This window comes from Amycolatopsis sp. NBC_01286 (assembly GCF_035982555.1).
Lineage (GTDB): Bacteria > Actinomycetota > Actinomycetes > Mycobacteriales > Pseudonocardiaceae > Amycolatopsis.
In genome coordinates this window covers 5,334,255-5,353,875 of record NZ_CP108428.1, presented here as the reverse complement: position 1 = coordinate 5,353,875, position 19,621 = coordinate 5,334,255, and the positions used below count along the sequence as shown (strand labels likewise).

17 protein-coding genes are annotated in these 19,621 nt (G+C 73.1%); 3 read left to right on the top strand and 14 right to left on the bottom strand.

The annotated features are described in order from the left end of the window. From mraY to OG570_RS25675, 11 genes are all read right to left on the bottom strand, one after another. The gene (gene mraY, locus OG570_RS25725; RefSeq protein WP_247054583.1) at nt 1-1,077 is read right to left on the bottom strand and encodes a phospho-N-acetylmuramoyl-pentapeptide-transferase; all 1,077 of its coding nucleotides are present in this window, start codon (nt 1,075-1,077) and stop codon (nt 1-3) included. Then, nucleotides 1,074-2,579, bottom strand: coding sequence for a UDP-N-acetylmuramoyl-tripeptide--D-alanyl-D-alanine ligase (locus tag OG570_RS25720; protein WP_326951448.1), 1,506 nt, complete (start codon nt 2,577-2,579; stop codon nt 1,074-1,076). Before OG570_RS25720 ends, mraY begins: the two co-directional genes overlap by 4 nt. Beyond that, nucleotides 2,576-4,120: a UDP-N-acetylmuramoyl-L-alanyl-D-glutamate--2,6-diaminopimelate ligase gene (locus OG570_RS25715; protein ID WP_326960151.1), complete on the bottom strand. Its 1,545-nt coding sequence runs from the start codon at nt 4,118-4,120 to the stop codon at nt 2,576-2,578. Before OG570_RS25715 ends, OG570_RS25720 begins: the two co-directional genes overlap by 4 nt. 236 nt (nt 4,121-4,356) lie before the next feature. Next, the gene (locus OG570_RS25710; protein WP_326951449.1) at nt 4,357-6,282 is read right to left on the bottom strand and encodes a peptidoglycan D,D-transpeptidase FtsI family protein; all 1,926 of its coding nucleotides are present in this window, start codon (nt 6,280-6,282) and stop codon (nt 4,357-4,359) included. Further along, nucleotides 6,282-7,028, bottom strand: a complete 747-nt coding sequence (locus OG570_RS25705; RefSeq protein ID WP_326951450.1) for a hypothetical protein — start codon at nt 7,026-7,028, stop codon at nt 6,282-6,284. The genes OG570_RS25710 and OG570_RS25705 overlap by 1 nt, the downstream gene beginning before the upstream one ends. Then, on the bottom strand, nt 7,025-7,978 hold the full coding sequence (rsmH, locus tag OG570_RS25700) for a 16S rRNA (cytosine(1402)-N(4))-methyltransferase RsmH (protein ID WP_326951451.1): 954 nt from the start codon (nt 7,976-7,978) through the stop codon (nt 7,025-7,027). Before rsmH ends, OG570_RS25705 begins: the two co-directional genes overlap by 4 nt. A 227-nt stretch (nt 7,979-8,205) precedes the next feature. After that, the gene (gene mraZ / locus OG570_RS25695; protein WP_247054593.1) at nt 8,206-8,637 is read right to left on the bottom strand and encodes a division/cell wall cluster transcriptional repressor MraZ; all 432 of its coding nucleotides are present in this window, start codon (nt 8,635-8,637) and stop codon (nt 8,206-8,208) included. 586 nt (nt 8,638-9,223) lie between these two features. Beyond that, on the bottom strand, nt 9,224-9,979 hold the full coding sequence (locus OG570_RS25690) for an ESX secretion-associated protein EspG (protein ID WP_326951851.1): 756 nt from the start codon (nt 9,977-9,979) through the stop codon (nt 9,224-9,226). Then, entirely contained in the window at nt 9,976-10,479 is a 504-nt protein-coding gene (locus tag OG570_RS25685; protein WP_326951601.1) for a PPE domain-containing protein, read from the bottom strand. Before OG570_RS25685 ends, OG570_RS25690 begins: the two co-directional genes overlap by 4 nt. Nucleotides 10,480-10,561: 82 nt before the next feature. Beyond that, nucleotides 10,562-11,107 (bottom strand): DUF3558 domain-containing protein, encoded by a 546-nt coding sequence (locus OG570_RS25680; RefSeq protein ID WP_326951850.1) that lies wholly within the window; start codon nt 11,105-11,107, stop codon nt 10,562-10,564. Further along, a complete protein-coding gene (locus tag OG570_RS25675) occupies nt 11,100-11,450 on the bottom strand; it encodes a hypothetical protein (RefSeq protein ID WP_247054599.1) in 351 nt (116 codons plus the stop codon). The genes OG570_RS25680 and OG570_RS25675 overlap by 8 nt, the downstream gene beginning before the upstream one ends. Nucleotides 11,451-11,767: 317 nt before the next feature. On the opposite strand from OG570_RS25675, the gene OG570_RS25670 reads away from it, so the two are divergent. Genes OG570_RS25670 through OG570_RS25660 form a run of 3 tightly spaced genes read left to right on the top strand, consistent with a single transcriptional unit; the run spans nt 11,768 to nt 16,648 of the window. Continuing rightward, nucleotides 11,768-12,841 carry an AAA family ATPase gene (locus tag OG570_RS25670; protein WP_247054601.1) on the top strand — a complete coding sequence of 358 codons (1,074 nt, stop codon included), beginning with the start codon at nt 11,768-11,770 and terminating at the stop codon, nt 12,839-12,841. Between the two features lie 28 nt (nt 12,842-12,869). Then, nucleotides 12,870-14,144, top strand: a complete 1,275-nt coding sequence (locus OG570_RS25665; RefSeq protein ID WP_326951454.1) for a DUF58 domain-containing protein — start codon at nt 12,870-12,872, stop codon at nt 14,142-14,144. Next, nucleotides 14,141-16,648 carry a DUF3488 and transglutaminase-like domain-containing protein gene (locus OG570_RS25660; protein WP_326951455.1) on the top strand — a complete coding sequence of 836 codons (2,508 nt, stop codon included), beginning with the start codon at nt 14,141-14,143 and terminating at the stop codon, nt 16,646-16,648. The genes OG570_RS25665 and OG570_RS25660 overlap by 4 nt, the downstream gene beginning before the upstream one ends. Before the next feature lie 253 nt (nt 16,649-16,901). Here OG570_RS25660 and OG570_RS25655 read toward each other — a convergent pair whose 3' ends face one another. The 3 genes from OG570_RS25655 to OG570_RS25645 all read right to left on the bottom strand — a co-directional run bounded on the left by OG570_RS25655 (nt 16,902) and on the right by OG570_RS25645 (nt 19,585). Beyond that, nucleotides 16,902-17,306: a DUF3040 domain-containing protein gene (locus OG570_RS25655; RefSeq protein WP_326943027.1), complete on the bottom strand. Its 405-nt coding sequence runs from the start codon at nt 17,304-17,306 to the stop codon at nt 16,902-16,904. A gap of 206 nt (nt 17,307-17,512) precedes the next feature. Then, nucleotides 17,513-18,727, bottom strand: a complete 1,215-nt coding sequence (gene dinB, locus OG570_RS25650) for a DNA polymerase IV (protein WP_326960150.1) — start codon at nt 18,725-18,727, stop codon at nt 17,513-17,515. Nucleotides 18,728-18,856: 129 nt separating this feature from the next. Further along, nucleotides 18,857-19,585 (bottom strand): class I SAM-dependent methyltransferase, encoded by a 729-nt coding sequence (locus tag OG570_RS25645; protein WP_326951849.1) that lies wholly within the window; start codon nt 19,583-19,585, stop codon nt 18,857-18,859. Nucleotides 19,586-19,621: the final 36 nt, after the last annotated feature.

The following is a 19,621-nucleotide window of genomic DNA, read 5'->3' as shown; positions in this document are numbered from 1 at the left end:
TCAGCCTCCGAGCTGCTCGCTGTAGAACAGGCCGAGGCCGAACATGCAGCAGATCGCCGACAACAGCCAGAACCGGATGATCACCGTGGTTTCGGCCCACCCGGCCAGTTCGAAGTGGTGGTGGAAGGGCGCCATCCGGAACAGTCTTCGCCGGGTGGTCCGGAACACCGCGATCTGCGCGACCACCGAGATCATCTCGACCATGAACAGGCCGCCGATGACGATGGCGAGCAGCTCGGTGCGGGTGGTCATCGACAGCCCGGCGACCAGGCCGCCGAGGGCCAGCGAGCCGGTGTCGCCCATGAAGATCTTCGCCGGGGCTGCGTTCCACCAGAGGAACCCGACGCACGCGCCGGCCGCCGCCGCGGCGACCACCGCCAGGTCGAGTGGATCTCGGACGTCGTAACAGGCGGCCGCCGGGCCGTTCGCGCAGGAAAGCCGCTCCTGCCAGAACGAGATGACCACGTAGGTGGCCAGCACCATCGCCGCCGCGCCGCCGGCCAGGCCGTCGAGGCCGTCGGTGAAGTTCACCGCGTTCGACCAGCCGGAGATCACGATGTAGCAGAAGATCACGAAGATCACCGACGGGAAGGTGATCAGCGCGAGGTCACGAGCGTAGGAGAGGCTCTCCGACGCCGGCGTGATGCCCTGCTCGTTCGGGAAGTTCAGGGCCAGGACCGCGAAGGCGATGGTGACCACGAGCTGGCCGACCAGCTTCGCGGTCTTGTTCAGCCCGAGGTTGCGCTGCTTGCGGATCTTGATGAAGTCGTCGAGGAACCCGACGACGCCCAGGCCGACCGCGAGCATCAGCACGAGCAGCCCGGAGACCGTCGGCGCGCCGCTGCGGGCGTTGAACATCCAGTTGATCAGGTGCGCGGCGAAGTACCCGACGACCATCGCGATGATGATCGCGACACCGCCCATGGTCGGGGTACCGCGCTTGGACTTGTGTCCCTGGGGGCCTTCCTCGCGGATCTCCTGGCCGAAGCCCTGCCGGGAGAAGACCCGGATCAGGTAGGGCGTGAGCAGGATGGAGACCAGCAGGCCCGCAGCGGCCGCGATCAGGATGCTGATCACGCGTCACCACCGTTCGAGCGTTCTCGGTTGTCTTGGGGGGAGTTCCCGGGGTCGAGCAGAGCTTCGGCCACCCGCCAGAGACCGGCGGCTTTGGAGGCCTTGACCAGCACCACGTCCCCGGGACGGAGCTGATCATGCAGCAGGGCGGCGGCGGCCTCGACGTCGGGTACCAGCTTCGCTTCCTCGCCCCAGGAGCCCTCCTGGGTGGCCCCCTGGTGCATGGCCGCCGCCTCCGGGCCGATCACGACGAGCTTGGCGATGTTGAGCCGCACGACGAGCCGGCCGATCTCGTCGTGCGCGGGGATCGTGTCCGCGCCGAGCTCGCCCATCACGCCGAGCACGGCCCAGGACCGGCGGCCGCTCTCGCGCGTCATCGCCGCCAGGGCCTTCAGGCCGGCCCGCATCGACTCGGGGTTGGCGTTGAAGGAGTCGTTGAGGACCGTGACGCCGTCGGCGCGGGTGACGACCTCCATGCGCCGCGCGGACCGCCGTTCGAGCGACGACAGCCCGGCGGCGATCGCCGCCGGGGTCGCGCCCAGTTCGAGGGCGACGGCCGCGGCGGACAGCGCGTTGCCGACGTGGTGCTCGCCGTGCAGCGGCAGCGTGACGTCGGCGTCGCCGGCCGGGGTGACCAGCCGGAAGGACGCGCGGGCCTCGTCGTCGAGGGTGATGCGCTCCGCGCGGATGTGGGCGGACGCGGTCTCGCCGACGAACACCACGCGGGCCTTCGTCCGGCTCGCCATGGCCGCGACCAGCGGGTCGTCCAGGTTGAGGACCGCGACGCCGTCTTCGGGCAGCGCCTCGACCAGCTCGCCCTTGGTCTTCGCGATGCCTTCGCGGGAGCCGAACTCGCCGACGTGCGCGGAGCCGACGTTGAGCACCACGCCGATCTTCGGCGGGGCGATCTCGGCGAGGTGGGCGATGTGCCCCGGCCCGCGCGCGGACAGCTCCAGCACCAGGTGCCGGGTGCTCGCGTCGGCCCGCAGGGCGGTCCAGGGGTGGCCCAGCTCGTTGTTGAACGACCCGGGCGGCGCGACCGTCGGGCCGAGCGGCTCGAGCAGCTGCGCGATGACGTCCTTGGTGGACGTCTTGCCCGACGAGCCGGTGACGCCGACGACGGTCAGGTTCCCTTCGGCCAGGCGCTGCACGACGTGGCGAGCGAGCTTCGCGAGCGCGCCCAGCACCGCCGCGCCGGAGCCGTCCTGGTCGCCGGTCAGCGCGACCGACCGCTCGTGGGCCTCCCCCGCCCCCAATGGAGGCACGACGATCGCGGGCGCGTCGACCTCCCGGGCGGCCAGCACGGCGACGGCACCGGACTCGACGGCCTTCGCCGCGAAGTCGTGGCCGTCGACCTTCTCCCCCGGCAGGGCGACGAACAGGCCGCCGGGGACGAGCTTCCGGGTGTCGAACTCCACGCTGCCGGTCACCTGGGCGCCCGGGTCGGCGCGGTGCAGCCGGCCGCCGACGACGTCGGCGATCTCGGCCAGGCTGAGCACGATCACACACTCACCTCGAGTTTGTTGCGGATGGCCGCGGCCAGCTCGTCGCGGTCGGAGAACGGGTGCACGACGCCGCCGGCCTCCTGGCCGGTCTCGTGCCCCTTGCCGGCGAGGAAAACGATGTCGCCCGGGCCGGCGAGCGCGACGGCGCGCGCGATGGCCTCGCGGCGGTCGCCGATCTCGGCGATCTCGCCGCCCTCGGCCGGGCCGACCCCGCGGGCGCCGGCCAGCATCGCCGCGCGGATGGCCGCGGGGTCCTCGGAGCGCGGGTTGTCGTCGGTGACGATCAGGACGTCGCTGCGGCGGGCCGCCGCCTCGCCCATCATCGGGCGCTTCGCGGTGTCCCGGTCGCCGCCGCAGCCGAGCACGGTGATGATCCGGCCGTCGGTGCGGGCGCGCAGCGCGTCCAGGCCCTGCGCGACCGCGGCCGGCTTGTGGGCGTAGTCGACGACGGCGGTGAACTCCTGGCCGACGTGGACGCGCTCCATCCGGCCCGGCACCTGCACCCGGGCGAGCCCGGCGACGATGTGCTCCAGGCTCACCCCGGCGGTGCTCAGGATCGCGGCGGCGAGCACGGCGTTGGCGACGTTGAACTCGCCCGGCAGCGGGATCCGGGCGGGCGCGCTGACGCCGTCCGGGCCGTGCAGGGTGAACGTCTGCTCGCCGTGCGGGGTGGCTTCGAGGTCGGTGGCCTTCCACGCGGCGTCGGTGCCGGGATCCGTGGTCACGGTGACCGTCTGCGGCGTGAGCAGGGCCTGCCCCCACGCGCTGTCGACCACGACGACCTCCGTGGTCGAGCGGCCGTCGAACAGCAGCGCCTTCGCGGCGAAGTACTCCTGCATGTCCTTGTGGAAGTCCAGGTGGTCCTGGGAGAGGTTGGTGAACGCGCCGACGGTGAACCGGGTGCCGTTGGCGCGGCCGAGCGCGAGCGCGTGGCTGGAGACCTCCATCGCCACGTGCGTCACGCCGCGCTCCAGCATCACCGCGAGCAGCGCCTGCAGGTCCGGGGCCTCCGGCGTGGTGAACCCGCTGACCAGGCGTTCGCCGGCGATCCGGGTCTCGACCGTGCCGATCATGCCGGTGGTCAGCCCGGCGGCCTCGAGCCCGGCGTCGACCAGGTAGGACGTCGTGGTCTTGCCGGAGGTGCCGGTGACGCCGAGCACGGACAGCCGCAGCGACGGCTCGCCGTAGATCCAGGCGGCGATCTCGCCGAGGGCGGCGCGCGGGTCGGCGTGCACGAGGATCGGGACGCCGGCGTCGCGCAGCGCGGGCCGCTCGGCGCCCGCGGCGTCGGTGAGGACCGCGACGGCCCCGGCGGCGACGGCCTGGTCGCTGAAGTCGGCGCCGTGCGCGCGGGCGCCGGGCAGCGCGGCGAACAGGTCGCCGGGCAGCACGTGCTGGGCCCGCAGCGTGGTGCCGGTGACGGTGAGGTCGGCGGCGTCGGGCGAGTCGGCGATCAGGCGGGCGTCCGCCCTGGCGAGCAGCGTCGCCAGCGGGACCGGGACGATGCGCGCCGGGCGCGGCGGTGCGGGGACCGCTTTCACCGGGCTTTCCGGCACCGGGGAACTGGACGAGGACACGGACACGGCCAAGAGGCTACCGGCGGCCGGTTCGGGGGCCCTCACGCGGTACGGCGATTGCGTGCGCGCCCGGCACATGTGCTAGACGCGCCGGCAGACCCTCTTGCGGCGCAACAGTTTCCCGCACGCGCGGGGCCGATGTGGACGGTGAGCACGGAAAAGCCCCCTCACCGCGGTGAGGGGGCTTTCACGGACTGTGCTCACGGTTCGATGAGCGGGACCTCCGGCGCCGGGCCGTCGGACAGCGGGATCTGGAACCGCTGCGTCAGGTACGAGGCGATGGTGTGGAACAGCGGCGCGGCGGAGTGGCCCACCGGCAGCGTGGTGTCCGGCGCGTCCAGCCGGATGCCGACGACGAACCGCGGGTGGTCGGCGGGCAGGATGCCGGCGAAGGTGATGTTGTAGAGGTGGTCGCTGTAGGCCTTCGTCCGCGGGTCGACCTGCTGGCCGGTGCCGGTCTTGCCGGAGATCTGGTACCCCTCGACCGCCGCCGTCGGCGCGGTGCCCTTCTGCAGGCCCTTGCCGTTCTGCGCGACCGCGCGCATCATGTCGCGCACCGTCTTCGCCGTCGGCGCGGGAACCACCTGCACCGACTTCGGCGCCGGCTCGGGCACCGTGGTGCCGTCCGGGTTCACCTTCGCCTTGACGATCCGCGGTTCGACGCGCAGGCCGTCGTTCGCGATCGCCTGGTACATCCCGGCCATCTGCAGCACGGTCATCGACAGGCCCTGCCCGATCGGCAGGTTGCCGAACGTGGTCGCCGACCACTGGCTCTGCGCCGGCACCACACCCGCGCTCTCGCCGGGCAGGCCGACGCCGGTGCGCTGGCCGAGCCCGAACTTCTTGAGCAGGTCCGAGTAGCGGTCCGGGCCGATCTTCTGCGCCAGCAGCAGCGTCCCGATGTTGGACGACTTGGCGAAGATCCCGGCGGTGGTGAAGTTCTGCGTGCCGTGGGTCCAGGCGTCGTGCACCGTCTTGTCGGCGATCTGCAGCGCGCCGGGCACCGCGGTGGTCGACTCCGGCGTCGCGACGCCGTACTCGATCGCCCCGGTGGCGGTGACGATCTTGTTCACCGAGCCGGGTTCGAACGGCGTGGTGACCGCGGGGTTGGCCAGGTCGTCGGTCGTCCACGTCGACTGGTCGTTGGGGTCGAACGACTTGTCGTTGGCCAGCGCGTAGACCTCACCGGTCTTCGCGTCCATGACCACGGCCTGCCCGCCCTTGGCGTGCGACTGCTGGACGTAGTCCGTCAGCTGCCGCTGCACCTCGTACTGCAGGTCGGAGTCGATGGTCAGCTCGAGGTCCGACCCCGGGACGGCGGCCTGCAGGTCGCGCTCGGTACCCGGGATGACGACGTTGTCGCTGCCGTTCTTGGTGTTGACCAGCATCCGCCCCGGCGTGCCCGCCAGGTCGTTGTCGCGGACCAGCTCCAGCCCGACCAGGCCGTGCAGGTTGTGCTTGGAGACGACCGGGTCGTCGGAGCGCCAGTTCGCGGCGCCGACGATGTTGGAGGCGAGGCTGCCGCCCGGGTACTCGCGCAGCGCGCGCTTCTCGACGCCGATCCAGGGGAACTGCTTGACGATGTCGGCGGCGACCGACGGCTCGACGTTGTTCTCCAGGTAGGTGAAGGACGCCTGCTTGTGGAACAGGTCCAGCAGCTGCTGCTCGGTGAGCTGGCTCGGCACCTTCGCGGCGATGTACTTCGCGGCCGCGGCGGTCTCGGTGTCGAACGTCTTCTTCGTGCCAGGGGTCTTCACGGCCAGGTCGTCCATGCTCTTGTGGAACGCCTTGAGGTTCACCGACAGCGTGCGGACCTCGACGCTGAACGCCAGCTTGGCGCCGTTGCGGTCCACAATGGACCCGCGCTGGGCCGGGATGTCGATGGTCTGGGTGCGCTGCTTCTCCGCGGCCAGCGACAGCTCGCCGGCCTCGAACCACTGCACCTGCACCAGTTTCGCGCCCGCGACGACGAGCACGGCGACCAGGATGAGGCGCACCGCGGAGAACCGGCTGCGGTGGCCGCCGTTGCCCCGGCTCGCGGCCGCGCTCCGGGTCCCGGCGGCGTAGGTCCGCCGCGCGCTGCCCGCGTTGCGCGCCCGGGCCTGGCCGCCCCGGCTCGCGGCCATCACTGACCCCCGGGCTGGGCCGGCGGCGGCGCCGGCTGGTCTTCGGCGGGCACCGCGGGCTGGTCACCCTCGATCGGCGCGCCCTGCTGCGACTGCGTGCCCGCGGCGGGGGCGGCCGGCGGCGCGGCCGGCACCGCCGGGGTGTCCGCCTTGGCCTTCTTGGGCTCGCCGACCAGCGACGTCTTCCCGTCGGGCCCGACGAGGATCCGCGCCGGGTCGCCACCGGGCACCATGCCCAGCTGCTGGGCGGCGGGGGCCAGCGACGCGGGCGACTCGGCCTTGGCGACGTCGCGCTGCAACTGCTCCTTCGTCTCCGCCAGGTTCGAGTTGGTGGTGCGCAGCTGCTCGAGGCGGTAGGAGTCGGCGATCGCCTGCGTGGTCAGCCACAGCGTGGTCGCCACGCCGGCGGCCAGCAGCGCCATCATGAGCAGCACGAACGACGCCCGCGACTTCGGCAGCCGCAGCTTCAGCTTGGGCTTGGGCACGTCCTCCCGGCGCTCCGCCGGCTTCGCCTTCGGCGCGGTGCGGGGCTCGCGCTCCTTCAGCAGGTCGGCGCGCTGGGCGCGGCGGGCGTAGGCGCGCTCGGCCGCGGACGTCCGCCCGCGCGACGCGCGCCGGGGCGCGGCCTGGCCCGGCTCGTCGGTCTTCGGCTCGGTTTCCACCTCGACGGTGGTCCCGCGCGCGACACTACTGTCACGCTTGCGCGTCGCGGGCCCGCCGGCCCGGCGCTTCGTGGGAGCGGTCATCGCGGCTCTCCGATCCTCTCGGCGGCCCGCAACCGCACCGAAGCGGCGCGCGGGTTGTGTTCGGTCTCCTCTTCGCCGGCCTTTTCGGCCCCTCGGGTCAGGAGCTTCAGCTCCGGTCCGTGCCCCGGCAGCTCCACGGGAAGTCCTTCCGGCGTGCGGGACTTCGCGAGCTCGGCCAGTGCCTGCTTGACCAGCCGGTCTTCCAGTGACTGGTAGGACTCGACGACGATCCGGCCGCCGACGGCGAGCGCGCGCAACGCGGCGGGCATGGCCCGGCGCAGCACTTCGAGCTCGCCGTTGACCTCGATCCGCAGCGCCTGGAACGTCCGCTTGGCCGGGTGCCCGCCGGTCCGCCTGCTCGCCGCCGGGACGGCGTCGTAGAGCAGCTCGACCAGGCGCCCGCTCATCGTGAACGGCTCCTTCTCGCGGGCGTTCACGACCGACCGGACGATCCGCTGCGCGAACCGTTCCTCGCCGTAGTCGCGCAGGATCCGGATCAGCTCGCCGGGGGCGTAGGTGTTGAGGACGTCGGCGGCGGTGAACCCGGTCGTCGGGTCCATCCGCATGTCGAGCGGCGCGTCCTTCGAGTAGGCGAACCCGCGCTCGGCGCGGTCCAGCTGCATCGAGGAGACGCCGAGGTCGAACAGGATGCCGTCCACACGGGACAGTCCCAGCCCGGCCAGTGCCTCGGGCAGCTCGTCGTAGATCGTGTGCACGAAGTCGACGCGGTCGCCGTGGCGGGCCAGGCGTTCGGCGGACTTCTCCAGCGCGGCCGGGTCCCGGTCGAGAGCGACCAGGCGCAGGCGCGGGAAGGCTTCGAGGATGGCGTCGGAGTGCCCGCCGAGCCCGACGGTCGCGTCCACGAGGATCGCGTCGCGGTCGGCGAACACGGGAGCGAACAGCTCGACGATGCGGTCGAGCAGCACCGGGACGTGCTCGGGTGCCGTCATGTCCCCTCCCCCTTTCTCGGTGCCCGTTTTCCGTGGGCGACTCGGGGGGAAATGCAGCGGATGCCGTCAGGTCCCTGTCCGCCCGCTGCTGACCTGGTACCGGGGAAGGTGCACCAGGGCCATTGAGCGGACAGAGGCCTCACGGCATCCGGGTGGGCGTCTCCACGGTGCGCGGGCGGTGGCGTACCCCCGTCCCCCGACGACGTGGGTGCACCGCGACCACGCGCCTAGAAGACGCCCGGCAGTACTTCCTCTCGAGCCTTCGCGTAGCTGTCTTCGTGTTCCTCCAGGTACCCCTGCCACGCTTCGGCGTCCCAGATCTCCAGCCTGGTGATCGCCCCGATCACCACGCATTCCTTGCTGAGCCCCGCGTAGCGGCGGAGCTCGGGCGCGATGCTGATGCGCCCCTGCCCGTCAGGGCGTTGCTCGTCCGTCCCGGCGAACAGGTAACGCTGGTAGGCCCGGACGGCCTCGTTCGTGAACGGGGCCTCGGCGACCTTGCGCGCCATCTGCTCGAACTCGGCACGGGGGAAGACGAAGAGACAGTGGTCCTGCCCCTTCGTGAGCATCAGCCCGCCGGCCAAGGCGTCGCGGAACTTCGCGGGCAGCGCGAGCCGCCCTTTGTCGTCCAGCTTCGGGGTGTGGGTGCCGAGGAACACGGCCTCCACCTCCCTACCGCATCCGGTGGCGGACCACTGGCTGCGGCTCCGGGGCTTCCCTTCCGCCCCACTGGCCACCACCGTACCCCACTTTTCACCACAGTCAACGCGACAAAACCGCGTCTCACTCCGTCGTGTCTCCCGTTTGCGCTGGTCAGCAAGGTGGGGGTGAGTGGGGGGTGCGGTGGGGCACCGTGGCCAAGATCCCCCGCGGTGGTGGACCAAAGCAACCTCAGCTGCCCCCGAAACGTCCGCATAACGGCCGCGAAAGAACCAGTACCACCCGCCGTGGGGCCGGGTGGGGACTCCGGTGGGGTGCGGTGGGGATCCGGGTGGGGTCCGGTGGGGACGCGGGTGGCGAGAAGCGGGGAACCCGGGTGACCAGCACACCGACGTGACGGAACCCGTAACTCGCGTGACCACAGCCGCCATTCGCGTGACGGGACCCGTAACTCGCGAGTTCCGCCCTCGATCACGCGAGTCACGGCCCCGATCACGTGACTTCCGCCGTCGATCACGCGGGTCCCGGGCTTGGTCACCGGGACTGCCCGTCCGGCCACGGTTCGTGCCCCTTCGGGCACCCGGCTCAGGCTTCGGGGGTGACCAGAGCGGCGACGCGGGACGCGAGGCGGGCGCTGTCGACCGGGGTGACGGTCACCCACTCCTGGCCGCCGCGGCCCGCGGTCTTCGTCGCGCAGTAGGCGCCGACGTCGGTGTCGAACCACGTCAAGCCGCCCGTGCGCTCGACCCGGCCCGACGCGGCCCGGCGGCTCACGCTGAACTGGCCCGCCGCGTACACCGGGCGGGCCTGGATCGCCAGCACCTCCCGCAGCTGGGCCGACGACGCCGCCGAGCGTGCGCCGCGCTCGGCGAACACCGGGTCTTCGACGCCGGAGGCGAGCGCGGCCGCGGCGAGGCTGACGCCGTAGCCCGGGCCCGCCGTCAGCTCCGGCAGGACGTCGACGATCGCCGTGCACAGCTCGCTTTCGCGGATGCCGTCCAGGCTGATCGTCTGCTCCGGCTGGGTCGCCAGCACGCCGCGGCGGCCGCGGACCGCCGCCACCGCGCGGAACGGCACCGCCGCCGTCATGTCGGCCAGTGCCTCGCAGGCGACGAACACCTCCCCCGCCGCGAGCAGCTCTAGCCGGTGCGCCAGCGCGGGTTCCAGCCGGGTCCCGTCGTAGAGCCCGCGCCCGGCGAGGTTCTCGTACACCGCCTTGCGGACTCCTTCGCGCTCCTCGTCGGTGCCGCCGACGCTGCGCACGCCGAGCGGCTCCGGCGGCCGGTCGTGGCCGAGGTCCGTCCAGAGGATGTCGAACGCCGACGCGGAGACGCGGATCAAGCCTGCCCCAGCGCCGGCGGGGCCGCGAACGTCTCGGCCGGGACGTGCCCGTGCAGGGCCGTGTCCCGGGTCCGGAGGACGTCGATCGCCTTCTGCCGCGCGGCTTCCGCCTCGGCGCGGCGCGCCTCCATCTCGTCGGCCAGCCCGGCCAGCACGAGGATGTTGCCGGCGCCGGCGGCGTCGCGGATCATCGCCGCCGGGTCGTAGGTCACCGGCGGCGGCATGTCGGCCCGGGCCCGCGCGGCCGCGTCCGCCTGCGCGCCGACCGCGGTGCCGACCGACGCCGACACGGCGGCGGAGTGCGACAGCCACTGCGCGGCCCGGCCGAGCGAGGCGCGCGCCGCGTCACCGCCCGGTCCCTGCCAGGTCTCGTGCGTGCCGGCGATCAGCGCGGCCAGGTCGGCGGTCGACTCGTGCAGCCGCTTCGCGAGCCCGTCCCAGCGGGCACCCACCTCGCCCGCGGCGACCGGGTCGTTGTCCCGCTCGACCTCGGCGGCCATCGCCTCGTGGCTGTAGGACTCGTACCGCGCGGCGGGGACGGGGGGTTCGGCGTCGGGCACGGCACACCTTCCGGTCGTCGGGTCAGGGCAGCTTGGGTTCGACCAGCCCGGCCACCGTGCCCGCGCGGCGGCACGCGAGCGTGGTGTCGGTGAAGCCGGAGTTGCTGACGTCGACCTGGACGCTGCCGGAGTCCCCCACCCCGAGCAGCACGGCGCAGGTGCCGTCGGCGGCCTTCTTGTCCGAGACGCGCAGCGCCGGGTGGGCTCCGACCGTGGTCCTGGTGGCCGTCTTCTTCGCGACGGCGAGGTCGGCCAGGCCGTTGCGCTCGTCGAGGGTCACGGTGACGCCGAAGCTCGCGGGCACCGTCCAGTCGCACGCCCGCGCGCCGGCGATGTCCTTCGGCTTGCCGAGCACGCTCACCCCGGCGCTGGAGCGGTCCTGCGGCGAGAGCAGCGTGCAGGGGTCGAGCGCGGCCAGCGTGCCGGGCTCGGCCGGGGGCCGCGACGTCGACGGCGCCACGGTGGAGGCGCCGCCCGCGACGGCCGGCAGCGCGGGTTGCTGCCCGCAAGCGGCGAGCAGCAGGACGGCCGGGGCCCACAGATACTTCTTGTGCACGCTGTCAGCCACCCGTGCAGTCCACGCCGTCGGCCGCCGTCTCGTCGGCGTGCTGGTACTTCGCCAGCGCCTGGCCGATCCGGTGCTTGAGCGTCTCGAGCTCCTTGCCGAACGCGGTCAGCTGCTGCACGGCCGAGCCCTGCCCGCCGATGCCGTACTCGGCCATGAACTTGCCGATCTCCCCGGCGTACCCGCCGCCCAGCGGAACGCTGCGGCCGAGCACCTTGGCCTCGCGCACCATCTCGCCGACGACGTCCTGCAGCTGGCCGAGCTTCGCGTAGGCGTCGGTCGCCAGTTCCGGCGCGACCGCGAACCCGCGGACGTCGAACGGCGGCTGCGTTCGCACCTCGCTCATAAGCGGTTACGCCTCTCCGAAAGCGGAAACAGTCGGGCGACCTCTGACAAGAAGAGCGTACGACAGTGCAGGGCGTCAGCAGGAGCACCCGGAATCGGGTGACACTGCACCCGATCGGAGTATCGTCCCTGCTTGCGCAGTGTCATCGACCGCCATCGCGACTGTCCGGCCGGCGGCTTCGCGGGGTTCCGCCCCTCGGTTCGCCCGGGTTTGACACACTGGATGGAAGGCTGGTCGCTGCGCGGACAGCAGCCAGGGGGCCGACCGGCCCGGCTGGTGCGCACTCCGCGCCCAGCCATGCGCCACCAGGAGGTCGAGTGACGTCGAGAATCCAGTCTGCGACGCCCGGATCGGGCGAGCAGGCATCCGGGCGACCGCCTTATCCGGCGGACGCCTCGGGCAACGGCCGGGTGAACGCCCGGCCGGGCAGAGTGTCGCTGGACGAACTGCACGAGGCCGCCCGGAAGATCGCCGCCAACGTCGAACGGGTGCTGGTCGGCAAACCCGACGTCATCCGGATCGCACTGGTCACCCTGCTCGCCGAGGGCCACCTGCTGGTCGAGGACGTGCCCGGCGTCGGGAAGACGTCGCTGGCCAAGGCGCTGGCCCGGTCCATCGACTGCACGGTCAGCCGCATCCAGTTCACCCCGGACCTGCTGCCGAGCGACGTCACCGGCGTCTCCATCTACAACCGCCAGTCCGGCGAGTTCGACTTCCGCCCCGGCCCGGTGTTCGCGAACATCGTGGTGGGCGACGAGATCAACCGCGCCTCGCCGAAGACGCAGTCGGCGCTGCTGGAGTGCATGGAAGAGCACCAGGTCACCGTCGACACCTCGACCTACAAGCTCGAAGAGCCGTTCATGGTGATCGCGACGCAGAACCCGATCGAGATGGAAGGCACGTACGCGCTGCCCGAAGCCCAGCGCGACCGCTTCACCGCGCGGGTCTCCATCGGCTACCCCGACCAGCAGGCCGAGCTGGCCATGGTCGACGAGCACGCCGGGCACAACCCGATCGAGGACCTCCAGCCGGTCTCCGACGGCGAGACCGTGCACCGGCTGATCGAGACGGTCCGCGGCGTGCACCTGGCCCCCGAGGTCCGCCGCTACGCGGTCGACCTCGTCGCCACGACGCGGCAGCTGCCGGAGATCCGGCTCGGCGCGTCCCCGCGCGCGACGCTGCACCTGGTCCGCGCGGCGCGCGCCCAGGCGGCGCTGTCGGGCCGCGACTACGTCGTCCCGGACGACCTGCACACCGTCGCGGTCCCCGTGCTGGCGCACCGCCTCATGCTCACCACCGAGGCCCACGCGGCCCGCCGCTCGGCGACCGACGTCGTGCGGGCGGTCCTGCACCGCGTCCCGGTGCCCCAGGGCTCCGGCCCGCGCCAGTAGTCCCTTCGGCGAAGGTGAAGAGAACCGCATGCTGCGTGCCCTGTCCGGCCTGACCACCCGCGGCCGATGCCTGCTGGCCGCGGGGCTCGCGGCCGCGGTGTGCTCGTTCGTCCTCAACGAACGCGACCTGCTGCGGGTCGCCGTCTTCGTGGTGGCCCTGCCGCTGCTGGTCGCCGTGTTCATCTCGGCGACGCGGCTGCGGATCGGCGCCACCCGGGCGCTGCACCCCCAGCGCGTCGCGGTCGGCGCGAACGGCGAGGTGCAGCTGGAGCTGTGGCGCAGCGGGCGGCTGCCGGCCGGCGAGATCCTGCTCGAGGACGGCGTGCCGTACGCGCTGGGCTCGCGGCCGCGGTTCGTCGTCGAACGGCTCCCGCACGACAGGCGCGTCGCGCTGCGCTACCCGCTGCAGCCGGTGCTGCGCGGGATCCAGCAGGTCGGGCCGCTGCGCGCGACGATCACCGACCCGTTCGGGCTGTGCGAGTTCGAACGCGAGCTGATCGGGCACTCGCGGCTGGTCGTCGTCCCCCGCGTCGTCGCGCTGTGGGGGCTGCCGAGCGGCGCGGGCATCGGCGTCGGCGACGACGGCACCGTCCGGCTGCACGCCGGGCAGGGCGAGGCCGACGTCATCGTCCGGCAGTACCGCCAGGGCGACGACCTGCGGAAGGTGCACTGGCGCTCGACCGCCCGCCGCGACGAGATCATGGTCCGCGTCGAGGAACGGCCCTGGCGCGGCGGCACCACGGTGCTGCTCGACAACCGCGCCGCCGCGCACCACGGCTCCGGTCCCGCCGCCAGCCTGGAGTGGGCGGTGTCGTTCACCGCGTCGGCCGCGCTGCACCTGCGCCGCGCCGGGCACCGCGTCCGGCTGGTCAGCGAGCACGGCGTCACGCTGGCCGACACCCCCGGCGACGGCGGCGACCACTACGACCACATCGTGCTCGACGCGCTCGCCGCGCTGCAGCCGGCGCACCAGCGCGACATCACGCTGGCCCGCGACCCGGCCGACGGCCAGGAGCTGATCGCCGTGCTCGGCACCGTCAGCACCGAGGCCGTCCACGAGCTGACCCAGTTCCGCCCGCGCGGCATCCGCAGCCTCGCCGTCCTGCTCGACACGCCCACGTGGTCGGCCGGGGTGAGCGCGCCCGAGCAGCGGGCCGCCGCCACCGAGGACTCGGCCGCGCTGCTGCGCGCCGCCGGCTGGGGCGTGGTGATCGCCGGCCCCGGCTCGCCGATGCCGCAGGTGTGGGCCGAGCTCTGCCAGGCCGGCGCCCGCCGCGGCACCCTGATCGGCGGGAACCGATGAGCACCGCCGCCCCGCCGCGCCCGTCGGCCACCCCGCCCCGGCGTCCGTCCTCCCAGCACCCGCTCTCCGCCTGGCGCGCCAGCCTGCTCGCCCCGGCCTGCGCCGCGATCGCGACGCTGTGCGCGGCGACGTCGGTGACCAGCGTCGTGGCCGGCCTGGCCTGGTTCGGCTACCTGTTCGTCGCCGTCCTGCTGATCGGCGCCACCGGGCTCGCGCTGCGCTCGCTGCAGGTGCCGACCGTGCTGGTCGGTCTCGGCCAGCTGCTGGTCCTGCTCTTCCTCATCACCGGCGCCTTCACCACGCACGGCATCCTGCTGGTCGTGCCGGGCCCGGACGCCTTCACCGAGCTCGGGAACACGCTCTCGGCTGCGGCCGAGCAGATCCGCGTCGGGCTGCCGCCGGTCGAGGGCAGCCAGCCGATCCTCTGCCTCATCACGATCCTGATCGGCCTGGTCGCCGTCCTGGTCGACACGCTGACGGTGGCCGCCGCGGCGCCCGCCGCGACCGGGCTCGTGCTGCTCTGCGTCTACGCCGTGCCGGCCGCGCTGTCCGAGGACATGCTGCCCTGGTGGACGTTCCTGCTCGGCGGGGCCGCGTTCGCCGGCCTGCTCGCCGTCGACGGCAACCACCGGCACCAGCGCTGGCGCACCCGCGACGCCCCCGGGCGCAGCGGCAAGCCGGGTGTGCTGTCGGCACCGGTCGCGGTCGTGGCCGCGGCGGTCGTGCTCGGCCTCTTCGGCGGGGCGATCACCTGGGTCGGCACGGTCGGGCGGATCCCGTTCGGCAACGGCGGCGACGGCCCGGGCGCGGGCGCCGGCGGGTTCGGCATCCAGCCGTTCACCGAGCTGCGCGGCATGCTCGACCAGGGCGCGAACCGGGAGCTGTTCAAGGTCCGCGGCCTCGGCACCGACCGGCGGCTGCTGCGCGCGATGACGCTCGACACCTACTACCCCAACAAGGGCTGGGGCATCCACGACGACGGCCGGTCGCAGCAGGGCATCCCGATCACGCCGCAGCTGCCGCCCGCCCCGGGCGACGACGGCGCCGGCCCGGCCCGGCGGGTCGACGTCGAGCCGACGAGCTGGCGCGACAACTGGCTGCCGGTCTACGGCGCGCCGCGCGCGATCGACGGCGCGGGCAGCGGCTACCTCTACGACCAGGTCAGCGGCACGGTGTTCACCACCCGCAGCGAGGTGCCGCCGTCCTACACCGAATACGCGTCGCTGAAGGAGCCGACGGCGCAGGAGCTGCGCGTCACCGACAAGGTCGACGACCTCCCGCCGCGCTACACCCAGCTCGAGCGGGTCGACGACCGCGTCCGCGCGAAGACCGACCAGCTGATCGCGGGCAAGTCCAACGACTTCGACCGGGCCAGCGCGATCTGGCAGTACTTCACCGCGCAGAACGGCTTCGTCTACGACACGCAGACCGCGCCGGCCAACGACGCCGACGCCCTCGCCGACTTCATCCTCAAGGGCAAGCGGGGCTTCTGCGAGCAGTTCGCCTCGGCGATGGCCGTGATGCTGCGGGTGGCGAACATCCCGTCGCGGGTGGCGATCGGCTTCACCCCGGGCGTCCCGGTCAACGACTACCTGTCGATCACCACCCAGGACGCGCACGCGTGGGTCGAGGTGTACTTCGGCGACAAGGGCTGGGTCACGTTCGACCCGACCCCGCTGTCCGACGGCCGCGGCATCACCCCGTCGTACCTGCAGGCCGGCGGCGAGAACGGCGACCAGCCGGACGACACGCAGGTCGCGCCGAGCACGGTGCAGTCGAGCGCCGCGCCGACCGGCGTGCCCCGCGACACCGGGCCGAACGCACAGGCCCAGGACACCCAGCAGACCGACGACGGCACGCCCGCCTGGGCGTGGATCCTGGTGTACGTGCTGGCCGGCTTCGCGATCCTGGCGACCCTGCTGGTGGTCGTCGGCGGAATCCTCTACCGGAGACGGCCGGGGGTCACGCCGGAGAGCGCGCCGGCCCGGACCGGGCTCGGGGCGGTGCTGACGAACTGGATGCCGCTGATCACCACGGTGCTGTGGGTGGCCGTGCTGGGCGTGCTCTCGTCGCTGCTGTCGTGGTGGTTCGGCTTGATCGTGGTGCTGCTGCTGGCCGCGTTGCTCGGCCCGTCGGCGGCCCGCGACGTCGGCCGGCGGCGACGGCTGCAGGAGATCGTCGGGCAACGGCCGGGCGCGGCGGACGCGGCGTGGTCGGAACTGCGCGCCGAGTGCGCCGACCGCGGGCTGCCCATCCCGCCGGGCGACACGGTCCGGGTGGCCGGGCAGAAGCTGGCGAAGAAGCACCACCTCGACGACGAAGGCCGCGAAGGCCTGCGCACGGTCATCGGGGTCGTGGAACGCTCCTGGTACGGCCAGGACGGCGAAAGCGACCCGACGCTGCCCTCGGCGTTCGACCACCTGCGCCGGAGCCTGCACCGCAACGCCCCGCTGTCCTGGAAGGGCCGCCTCTTCCCGCGCTCGATCTTCCGCAACCGCGACTGACCGTTCCAGGCAGCACGCGAGATCCGCCGGGAATCACGTGAGTTTCGCCCCTGATCACGCGGGATCCGGTTCTGCTCACACGGGATCCGGGGCTGGTCACGCGGGTCGCGGAGCGGGGCACGCGGGGCTCACCCGTCCGGGGGGTCACCGACGGTCACCGCGGCGGCGAACCGGTCCTCAAACGTAGCTGAGCACACAAGAAGATCCGCGTCCCACCGGGCGGGCGGGACGCGGATCTCGTGGTCTTGCGGCGCTACTGCTCTTCGAAGCGCTGGCGGAAGCGCTCCTCCATCCGCTGGGTGAACGAGCTGCGGCGGCCTTGCTGCTTGCCGCCTCGTGAGCCCGGTCCACCGCCCTTGCCGTCCGATTCGGCGCCGTGCCGGATCGATGTGACGGCCAACATGACCCCGAAGAACATCACGAGGAACCCGAGCACGCTGATCAGCGGGATGTCGGCCACCCGGAACTGCGGCACCACCACGCCCAGCACCAGCAGGGCCACGCCCACTACGAACAGGGCGATGCCCTGAATACGCCGTCGGCGAGCGGGGCGACGCAACCGGGTGCCACGCACCGTGGATGCGAACTTGGGGTCCTCGGCATAGAGCTCGCGCTCGATCTGATCGAGCAGCCGCTGCTCATGCTCGGAGAGTGGCATCTTTCCTCCTCCGGCACAGCTGTCGCGGGCGCCGGGCCGCGCAACGTTCTGGACCCAACAGCCAACCCCAGGCGGGGTGGCACTGTCCAGGATACGAGGCCCGCGCCCGGACGACTACCCGATCCCGCATCCAGAAGGGATCGAATTGGGGTAAATCCGGGCCGAAGGGGGCTGACGGACCGTCACGATCGCCGATCGTGACCGGTTCAGGGCTCCCGCGGCGCCAGGAGTGAGGCCGGCCGGATGGCCGCGGAGCCGAACTTCGAGCGGGCGACGTCGGCCGCGACCTCGGCGTCCCGCCACCGCGGCGCCGGTGAATCGAACACGAGCTGCTCGCCCGCTTCGCCGGTTTCGAGCCCTTCGACCCGGACGCCGATCAGCCGCACGGCGCCGGTCGGCGCGTGCTCCGTGAGCAACGCCACGGCGACGGCGTGGATCTCGCGGGCGACGTCGGTGGCCGAGACGAGCGTGCGGGCCCGGGTGATGGTCCGGAAGTCCGCGAACCGCACCTTGATCGAGACCGTCCGGCCGCGCACCTCCCGCCCGCGCAGCGTGGCGCCGACCCGCTCGGCCAGTCGCAGCAGCTCGAGGCCGACCTCGGCGCGGTCGTGCCGGTCGACGTCGAAGGTGTGCTCGGCGCCGATCGACTTGTCCGGCGACTCGGTGACGACCTCGCGCTCGTCGATGCCGCGGGCCAGCCGGTAGAGGTGCTCGCCGGCCGCGACGCCGAGCGACTTGCGCAGCCGGTCGGGCGGGAACGCGGCGACGTCGGCGATGGTGTCCAGGCCGAGCCGCCGCAGGTGCTCCTCGGTGCGGGCGCCGACGCCCCACAGCGCCGAGACGGGCAGCGGGTGCAGGAACGCGAGGGTCTCCGCGGCCGGCACGACGACCATGCCGTCCGGCTTCGCCATGCCCGAAGCGAGCTTCGCGACGAACTTGACGTTCGCGACGCCGACCGAGCAGGTGATGCCGTGTTCGGCCGCGACGCGGTCGCGGATCCGCGCGCCGAGCTGGGCCGGCGTCGCACCGAGGCGGCGTAGCGCGCCGCTGACGTCGAGGAAGGCCTCGTCGAGGCTGAGCGGTTCGACGAGCGGGGTGAGGTCGCGGAAGATGCCCATCACGCCGCGGGAGACCTCGCCGTAGAGGCCCGCGGTCGGCGGGATGTTGATCAGGTGCGGGCAGAGGCGTTTCGCGGTCGAGAACGGCATCGCCGAGCGCACGCCGAACTTGCGCGCCGGGTAGTTCGCGGCGGCCACGACGGCCCGCGGCCCACCCCCGGACACGACGACGGGCCTGCTGGCCAGCTCGGGCCGCGTCCGCAGCTCGACGGACACGAAGAAAGCATCCATGTCGACATGCAGCATTCCGCAGCCGGCGTCGTCCGGCAGCGGTTCCCCCGGCCGGACCCGGAACCGGCCCATGCCGCCGGGAAGTTCAGCGTTTCGCCCCACGAGGGGGACGCTACCGCCCACCACCGACAGTTCCGGGCGGGCGCGGCGGGCACCACGGTGTGACCCGGGCACGCCGGCCGAAACCCGCGCCCCAGGGCGTCAGCCCGGGTGGCGCGCCAGCGCGTGCAGGCGGCCCGCGATGTTCCGCAGTGCCGGGGACGAGGCCGCCGCCTGCTCGAACGCCGCCAGGTCCTCGTCGCGGACGCCGCCCGGGACCAGGTCCGCGATCACCCGGTCGCCCTGCAGCAGGGTCACCTCGAGGCCCGCCGCCTCCAGCTGGGCCTTGAGGCCGTCGCCGTCGAAGCGGCGCAGGACCGTGTCGCCCGGGGCGATGCCGTCGACGCTCGTCAGCAGCTGCTGCGCCGCCGCCACCCGGCCCGCCAGGGCCCGGTGCAGCACCGCCGCGTGGCGGTTGGCCACCAGGACCGACACCGCTCCGCCCGGGGCGACCGCCGCCGCGAGGGCGGCCAGCACCGCGGCCGGGTCGTCGACGATCTCCAGGAGGCCGTGCGCCAGCACGAGGTCGGCCGAGCCGGCCGGGATGTGGCGGCCCAGCGCGTCGGCGTCGTCGGCGATCACCGTGATGCGATCGGAGACGCCTTCCTCCTCGGCCCGGCGCTTCAGCGTCGCGAGCGCGTTGGGGCTCGGCTCCACGACGGTCACCTGGCAACCGGCCGCCGCGAACGGCACCGCCCAGCCGCCACTGCCGCCGCCCACGTCGACGACGCCGGGGTGCTCGGCGCCCCGGGCGCGGGCGGCCTCGATCTCGGCCTCGAGCACCCGGCGAACGGCGCCCGAACCCCGGGCGGCCACGGTGTCCGTCTTCATGTCGCACAGAGTAGTGCCCGGTCCGGCTTTTCTCCC